This is a genomic window from Micromonospora sp. (assembly GCF_048594385.1).
Classification (GTDB): domain Bacteria; phylum Actinomycetota; class Actinomycetes; order Mycobacteriales; family Micromonosporaceae; genus Micromonospora; species Micromonospora wenchangensis.
The window spans coordinates 1-8,422 of record NZ_JBMDWU010000533.1; the positions used below are offsets into that span (position 1 = coordinate 1).

Genomic DNA, 8,422 nt, shown 5'->3' on the forward strand with positions numbered 1-8,422 from the left:
GCCGGCCCGGCGCTGCGGCGTACGGCGACGACCAGCAGCGCCCCGAGCAGCAGCATTCCGACGGAGTTGGCCAGGGTGACGGCCAGCACCCGGTCGGCGCGCGGCAGCAGCGCCGCAAGCGGCAGCGCGACCAGCGGCACCACCAGCCAGCCGGTGGTGATGGCGGCGGTGGCGGCCCGGGTGGCGCCCCGGGCGTAGAGGGCCCGGGACAGCACCGCGAACAGGCCGTAGCCGACCAGGCCGGGGGCGAACCCGGCGATCGCGGCGGCGGTCGGCTCCGCGCCGAGCGGGAAGAATCGGCCGACCGGTTCGGCGGTGCCGATCAGCGCCGCCGCGCCGAGGAAACCGAACAGCAGCACCCCCCGGGTGGTCGAGGCGACGGTGGCGCGGTAGCCCTGATCGTCGCCGGACGCGGCGGCGGCCGACAGGCCCGGGTACGCGGCGACCGCCAGCGGCACCGCCAGCACCGCCCAGGGCAGCAGGTAGACGGTCTGGGCCAGGTTGTACACCTGCGGGGAGCCGGTCGGGCCGCCGGAGACCCGGTTGAGGATGACCACCAGGGCGAGTTGTTGGGCGGTGACGGTGACCGCCCCGGCGACGGCGAGCCCACCGACGCGGGCCCGCGCGTCGGCGGGGAACGCGTAGCCGGGCCGCCAGGTCAGCCCGAGGCGACGCAGCGGGATCAGCAGTGACAGCGACAGCACCACCACCCCGAGGGTGGTGCCGCCGGAGAGGATCAGCTCACCGCCCCGGCTGACCTGCGCGATGCTCGCGTCCCGCCCCTGGGTGACGCCGAAGACCAGGTAGACCACCACGACGGTGAGGCTGGACAGCAGCGGCGCGACGACCGGCCAGGCGAACCGGCGGTGTGCCTGGAGCACCCCGGTGAGCACGATCCCGATGCCGTAGAGCGGCAGTTGCGGGGCGAACACCCGCAGCATCCGCGCCCCGGCGGCCAGTTCCGCCGGGGACCGCCCGTCGGAGATCGCCGCCACGACCGGGTCGGCGAACACCGCCACCAGCGCCGCCAGCGGCACCAGCAGGGTCACCGTCCAGGTCAGCAGCGCCCCGGTGGTCGCGGCCACCGCCCGCCGGTCACCGGCCGCGACCGGCCCGGCCAGCAGCGGTACGACGAGGCTGGCCAGCGCCCCACCGGCGACGATCTCGAAGATGATGTTGGGAACGGTGTTGGCGATGACGTACATGCCACCGAGGTCGCTGTCCTCGACGACCCAGGTGAACACGGCGGTCCGGCCGAACCCGGCGAGCCGGGCCAGGACGGTGAGCACGGCGATCAGGGCGGCGGCGCCGGCCACCCGACCGGTGCCGGCGAGGGGGGCCGGTCTGGTCACGTCAGTCGGATCGCCGGCCCAGCGCGTCGAGTTCCCGCAGCACCGGGGTGCGCTGGATGACCGCCGTGAAGCTGACCTTCTCACTGGCCGCGGTGAGACCCGCGAGGACCGCGAGCAGACCGGCCCGGCCGAGCGGGCCGGTGCGGGCGGCCAGGGCCACCCCGAGCAGCGCGCCGAGCGCGTTGGCCCCGCTGTCGCCGATCATCACCCGCTCACCGAGGTCCTCGTCGAGCAGCCCGGCGGCGGCACCGACCGCACCGGCGGCGATACCGGCGTGCGGGCCACCGGCCAGCGGCACACCGAGCAGCACCCCGGACTTCAACGCCCGACCGGGACGCAGGTCCAGCAGGTTGAGCAGGTTGGCGGTGCCGGCGACCACGCCCGCGCCGAGCAGCACGTCGACGGTGCGGCCGAGTGCGCCGTGGCGCTGCCGGCGGGGGTGCGCGGCGACCTTCGGGTCGGCGGCGAGCAGCACGGCCGCGGCGAGTCCGGCCGCACCCACCCCGGCGACCTTGACCATGCCGGCGGTGACCCGGCCGGCCCGCAGGGCGGCGAGGTGACCGGCGAAACCCTTGGCGGCCTTCTGCTCCGGGCGGGCACCCACCACGTCGTCGTAGAGGCCCACCGCGCCTGCGCCGAGACCGGCGACGAGCACCGCCGCGCCGGCCGGGACGCTGGCCGCGCCGAGCGCCCCCGCGCCGGACGCACCGACGGCCAGCGCCGGCCCGGCGGCGAGGCTGACGGTACGGCCCCGGAAGTTGGTGCGTTCCAGCGCCGGCCCCGCCGGGGAGGTACGGGCCTCCCGCAGCGCGTACCGGGCGGCGGCGGCACCGGCGGCGGCGGCGAGCAGCCGCCCGATCCCGCTCATGCGGCACCGCCGGACGGCGCGGACGGGTGGTAACCGGTCACCGGGGTACGTGGTTCGTTCACTGGGGCAGTCTAGGCACCAACGTGGCGTTGTCGCCGACGCCGTACTGACCCGTACGCTTCTCGGTGAGCTGTTGCACCAGGGCCAGGCTGGTGACCAGCTGCCCCTGCACGGTGTTGGCGTTGTCGACGGTGGAGATGGTCTGGGCGAGCACCGGGTCGCCCCGGACCACGGCCACCAGGTTGCCGCCGGCGGAACCGTTGCCGCCGACGACGATCGCGCCGGTCCGGTCGAACTGCTCGGCGATCTTCACCACCGACTCGTCCTTCTTCGCCGAGTCCTTGTCGACGTACGGCTGCCCGCTGACCACCACCACGGCCTCGGCCGGGCCGGTGACCTTCTCCTCGCTGGTCAGGTAGCCGGCGTTGACGTACGCGGCCAGCACCGCCCGCCGGTCGGCGTCGGTCACCGGCGGGGTGCCCTGCGGCCGGTCGAGCAGGACGCTGGCCAGCAGGGCGCTGGAGGTCTCCACCCCGTTGCCGTTGCCGGGCAGCGCCGAGGCGGGGGCGGTGGGCCGGGCGGCGGTGACGGCCAACTCCATCAGGCCGGTGTTGTTGTCCGGGTTGACGAACTTGTCCTGGATGTCGACCCGACCGGTGACGGTGGCCCCGGCGGTCTGGAGCATCTTCAGCACACCCTCGGTGTGCTCCCGCCCGGTCGGCAGGCTGAGCACCATGACCCGCTTGCCGGTCAACTTGCCCGGGAGGATGATCAGCGCCATCTCGGCGGCGAAGTCCTCCTCCATGTCCAGTTCCTTCTGGAGACTGTTGACCGACTGCCGCATCTGCTGGTTGTCCTTGCGCAGCGAGTTGACGGTCTCCTTGAGCGAGTCGGCGACCGGCCCGTTGAGGGCGGCCGTGCCGACCACCAGGCCGATCGCCAACGCCAGGAAGACCGCGGTCAGGGACACCACGTGGTACCGGAAGTTGATCACGCTTGCAGCCTCTTGATCGGTCGGGAGCTAGAAGAGCTGGCCGAGCTGGAACACGAAATTGTCCCACCACTCGGAGACCACACCCAAATACGCCTTGCCGACGGTGGAGACCGCCACGGCCGACGCCATCGCGGCGATCGCCGACAGGACCAGCAGCAGCAGCGACGACCCGGAGATGCTCTGCCGGTACAGCCGGCTCACCCCCTTGGCGTCCACCAGCTTCCCACCGACCTTCAACCGGGTGAGGAACGTCGAGGCCATCCCCCCACGCCCCTTGTCCAGGAACTCCACGAGCGTGGCGTGGGTGCCGACCGCGACCAGCAGCGAGGCACCCTTCTCGTCGGCCAGCAGCATCGCCAGGTCCTCGCTGGTCGCGGCGGCCGGGAAGGTGATCGCCGGCACCCCGAGCCCGTTGACCCGGGCCAGACCCGGCGCCCGGCCGTCCGGGTAGGCGTGCACGATCACCTCGGCGCCGCACCGCAACACGTCGTCGGTGACCGAATCCATGTCCCCGATGATCATGTCGGGGGTGTACCCCGCCTCGACCAGCGCGTCCGCCCCGCCGTCCACGCCGATCAACACCGGCTTGAACTCCCGGATGTACGGGCGCAGCACGTCCAGGTCAGCCTTGTAGTCGTAACCCCGGACCACGATCAGACAGTGCCGCCCCTGCACCGGGGTCTGGATCTCGGGAACACCCACCCCGTCGAGCAGCAGGTCCCGCTCCTGACGCAGGTAGTCCATCGTGTTGGCGGCGAACGCCTCCAACTGCACCGACAGACCCTCCCGGGCGTCGGACATCGCCTTGGCGACCGACTCGGCATCCTGGAGGTCACCGTGCGCGACCGGCTCATCGCCCAGGAAGACGGTGTTGCCCTCGATCCGGACGGTGTCACCCTCCCGGATCCGCTCGAACACCCCCTCGCCGAGATCGTCCAGCAACACGATGCCGGCACCGATCAGCACCTCCGGACCGAGGTTCGGATACCGGCCCGACACCGACGGCTTGGCGTTGAGCACCGCCGCGACACCGACCGCGACCAGCGAATCGGCCGCCACCCGGTCCAGATCGACATGATCGATCACCGCGATGTCACCGGGGCGGAGCCGGCCGACCAGCCGCTTGGTACGGCGATCCAGACGTGCGGTGCCGAGAACTGAGTCCGGTTCCGCGTTCCGGGCCCGGCGCAACGTGGGTAGACGCATCGTGACCATCCTGGCATGGGAGGCAGGCATTTTCGTCGCGACATGCCTGAGCAGGGCCGCCTACCCAGGGAAGCACACCAGAGCGCAGGCCGGTGTGCCTCCGCTCACAATCGTTGCCCTCAGGGCCGCCTTTCCTTCGCCGCAACGGCCAGCAGCTCCTCGGCATGCGCGATACCCAGATCCGAATCCGGCAAACCCGCGAGCATCCGCGCCAACTCCCGGGCCCGCTCGGTGTCCTCCACCACCCGCACCCCACTGGTCGTCACCGCACCCCCGGTGTCCTTCGCCACCACCAGGTGCCGATCGGCGAACGCCGCCACCTGCGGCAGATGCGTCACCACCAACACCTGGTGACTACGCGCCAACCGGGCCAACCGCCTACCGATCTCCACCGCCGCCTGCCCACCCACACCCGCGTCAACCTCGTCGAACACCAGCGTCGGCGGACCACCCGACCCCGCGAACACCACCTCGATCGCGAGCATCACCCGCGACAGCTCACCCCCGGAGGCACCCCGCTGCAACGGCAACGACGGCGCACCCGGATGCGCCAGCAACCGCAACTCCACCTCGTCGGCACCATCCGGACCGACCCCGCACTGCACCCCGTTGACCGTCAACGTCGGCTCCGACCGCCCGGCCGGCCGGGGCAGCACCGCCACCTCGATCCGCGCGTGCGGCATCGCCAACCCCGCCAACTCCACCGTCACCTGCTCGGCGAACCGCACCGCCGCCTCCTGCCGGGACGCCGACAACCGCCCCGCCAACTCGGCCACCTCACCGGCCAGGCGCTGCGCCTCCCGGTCCAGCTCGTCGAGCAGCTCGTCGGAGGTGTCCAGGTCGGACAGCCGGGTCCGGGCCCGCTCCGCCCACGCGATCACCCCGTCGACGTCATCGGCGTACTTACGGGTCAACGCCCGCAACGCGGCCCGCCGCTCATAGATCGTCTGCAACCGGGCCGGGTCGGCATCCAACGCCGCAAGATACGTCGACAGCTCCGCCGACACGTCCGCCACCAGGGTGGCCGCCTCCTCCAACCGGCCCGCCAACTCACCCAACGCCGGATCGGTGCCCGCCTGCGCCTCCAGGGTCCGCCGGGCCGTGCCCAGCAGCGCCGTCGCATCCGGCGTGTCGTCGGCCGCCTCCACCCCACCGGCCACACACAGATGCGCCAGCTGCGCCGCCGTCCGCAACCCCTCGGCATGCTCCAGCCGCTGCGCCTCGGCCTTCAACTCGTCGTCCTCACCCGGCTGCGGATCGACCCGGGTGATCTCGTCGAGGCCCAACCGCAGCAGATCGGCCTCCTGGTGCCGGGCACGGGCGTTACTGCGCCGGTCAGCCAGGTCGTCGACCACCTGCCGCCACCGCCCGTACGCCTCCCGCAGCGCGTCCACCAGCTTCTCGTGCCCCGGCCCGGCGAACCGGTCCAACGCCGCCCGCTGCTCGGCCGGCCGCAGCAACCGCAGCTGGTCGGACTGGCCGTGCACCGCCACCACCTGCTCGCCGACCTCACCGAGCATCGACACCGGCATGCTCCGGCCACCCAGATGCGCCCGCGAACGGCCCTCCACCGTCACCGTCCGGCTCATCAGCAGCGAACCGTCGTCGTCCGGCCCACCACCGGCGTCCACGATCCGGGCGTGCACCACGTCGGCCACCCGGCCGCCGAGCCGCAACCGCCCCTCGACCACTGCCCGCCCCGGCGCGGCCCGCACCCGACCCGCGTCGGCCCGCCCGCCGAACAGCAGGCCGAGACCGGTCACCACCATCGTCTTGCCGGCACCGGTCTCACCGGTGATGACGTTCATCCCGCCGGCCAGCGGCAGGGTGGTGTCCTCGATGACGCCCAGTCCGGTGATCCGCAGCTCTTCCAGCACAGCACCCGACAGTAGACGCGTGCTGCGACAGTTGACCAGCCGGCACGGGGCACCACACCGGCAGGAAATCCTCCACCCGCCCGCCACCGGCACCGCACCGCTGGTCGACGGCCCCGCAGGTGACCACGGACACCCGCACCGGCCCGATCAGCGGCGACTACCGCGCCAACCCTGCACCGGCAGATCGAACTTCGCCACCAGCCGGTCGGTGAACGGCCGGTCCCGCAACCGCACCACCCGCACCGGCAACGCACCCCGGCGCACCGTCACCGTCGCCCCCGGCGGCAGGTCGTAGACCCGCCGGCCGTCACAACACAGCACCGCCAACGTGGTGAACGGATCGACCGTGATGACGAACGTGGACGTCGGCGCGGTCACCAGCGGCCGACTGAACAGCGCGTGCGCGCTGATCGGCACCAACAGCAGCGCCTCCACCTCCGGCCAGACCACCGGCCCCCCACCGGAGAACGCGTACGCCGTCGACCCGGTCGGCGTGGCGCACACCACACCGTCGCAGCCGTACCGGGACAGCGGGCGACCGTCCACGTCGACAAGCAACTCCAGCATCTGGGCCCGCTCGCCCTTCTCGACGCTGATCTCGTTGAGCGCCCACGACTCGATCGTCGGGCCACCCTCGAACTCGGCCGTGACGTCGAGGGTGAGCCGCTCGTCCACCGTGTAGTTGCGCCCCACCACGTCCCGCACCGCCGTGTCGAGATCGTCGATCTCGGCCTCGGCCAGGAAACCCACCTTGCCCAGGTTGATCCCGAGCAGCGGCACCTTCGCCGGCCGGGCCAGCTCCGCCGCCCGCAGGAACGTGCCGTCCCCACCGAGCGCGAAGACGATCTCGGCACCCTCCGCCGCCTGCAGACCGTCCACCGGCACCACCCCGGGCAGGTCGAGATCATCGGCCTCCTCGGCCACCACCCGCACCTCGAAACCGGCCGCGATCAGGTCGGCGGCGACCGCCCGGGCATGCTCGGTGCTGCGCCGCCGCCCGGTGTGCGTCACCAACAGGGCAGTCCGGCTCACCGGTGCCACCGCCCGCGCCGCGCCCGGCCAGCCCCACCATCGTCGAGGTCCACCGGACCCGCCTCCCGTCCGCCCTCGCGGGACACCGTCCCGACGCCACCCACCACGCTCACCCTGCCACCTTCCCCGACTCCGGGTCCGGCCCGGGGCCGTTCGGCCCGGCGTCCACCACGGCGCGCACCCGCCCGGGATCGGCCGGCGGCGCGTCCCGGCGCAACCACACGAAGAACTCCACGTTGCCACTCGGCCCCGGCAGCGGACTGGCCGCCACGTCCGCAAGCCCCAGCCCGAGCCCGGCCGCCGTCGCCGCCACGTCCAGCACCGCCTCGGCCCGCAGCGCCGGATCACGCACCACCCCACCCGCGCCGACCCGCTCCCTGCCCACCTCGAACTGCGGCTTGACCATCAGCGCCAGATCCCCATCGGTACGGGTACAGCCCGCCAGCGCGGGCAGCACCAACCGCAGGGAGATGAACGACAGGTCCGCCACGGTCAGATCCACCGCCCCACCGATCACCTCCGGCGTCAGCGTCCGCACGTTGGTCCGGTCCATCGCCCGCACCCGATCATCGGTCCGCAGCGACCAGGCGAGCTGCCCGTAGCCGACATCCACCGCGACCACCTCGGCCGCGTCGGCGCGCAACAGCACGTCGGTGAACCCACCGGTTGACGCCCCGGCGTCCAGACACCGCCGACCCGCCACCCGCAACCCACCGGGACCGAACGCGGCCAGCGCACCGGCCAGCTTGTGCCCACCCCGGGAGACGTACTCGTCGATCGGGTCCGCCCCGGTCACCAACAGCGGATCGGCCGGGTCGACCATCGCGGCGGCCTTACGTGCGGTCACCCCGCGCAACTGGACCCGACCGGCCTCGATCAGCGTGCCGGCCTGCTCCCGGGACCGGGCCAGGCCGCGACGGACGAGTTCGGCGTCGAGCCGGGTACGACGTGCCATGGGGGTGGTTCTCTCCGGTCAGGTCTGATCGATGGTGGCGAGGGTTTCCCGCAACGTCTGGTACGCCGCCTCGTACTGCGCGATCTGGTCGGCCGGGGACAGGCCCTCGGCGTTGGCCATCGCCCGCACGGCGGCGTC

General features: G+C 72.9%; 7 protein-coding genes. All 7 read right to left on the reverse strand.

Features of this window, described 5'->3' with window-relative positions:
- A partial coding sequence (gene murJ, locus ACOJTC_RS28145; RefSeq protein WP_420119147.1) for a murein biosynthesis integral membrane protein MurJ occupies window positions 1–1,352 on the reverse strand: 1,352 nt, incomplete at its 3' end.
- Window position 1,353: 1 nt separating this feature from the next.
- Complete coding sequence (locus tag ACOJTC_RS28150; RefSeq protein ID WP_219460082.1) at window positions 1,354–2,220, reverse strand: hypothetical protein; 867 nt, start codon at window positions 2,218–2,220, stop codon at window positions 1,354–1,356.
- Between the two features lie 58 nt (window positions 2,221–2,278).
- Window positions 2,279–3,214, reverse strand: coding sequence for a copper transporter (locus tag ACOJTC_RS28155; protein ID WP_204928601.1), 936 nt, complete (start codon window positions 3,212–3,214; stop codon window positions 2,279–2,281).
- 27 nt (window positions 3,215–3,241) lie between these two features.
- Window positions 3,242–4,420 carry a putative cytokinetic ring protein SteA gene (gene steA, locus ACOJTC_RS28160; RefSeq protein WP_204928602.1) on the reverse strand — a complete coding sequence of 393 codons (1,179 nt, stop codon included), beginning with the start codon at window positions 4,418–4,420 and terminating at the stop codon, window positions 3,242–3,244.
- A gap of 119 nt (window positions 4,421–4,539) precedes the next feature.
- Window positions 4,540–6,297: a DNA repair protein RecN gene (gene recN / locus ACOJTC_RS28165; RefSeq protein ID WP_420119148.1), complete on the reverse strand. Its 1,758-nt coding sequence runs from the start codon at window positions 6,295–6,297 to the stop codon at window positions 4,540–4,542.
- Window positions 6,298–6,444: 147 nt separating this feature from the next.
- Entirely contained in the window at window positions 6,445–7,329 is an 885-nt protein-coding gene (locus ACOJTC_RS28170; protein WP_204928604.1) for an NAD kinase, read from the reverse strand.
- A 109-nt stretch (window positions 7,330–7,438) separates the two neighbouring features.
- A complete protein-coding gene (locus ACOJTC_RS28175; RefSeq protein WP_420119149.1) occupies window positions 7,439–8,284 on the reverse strand; it encodes a TlyA family RNA methyltransferase in 846 nt (281 codons plus the stop codon).
- Window positions 8,285–8,422: the final 138 nt, after the last annotated feature.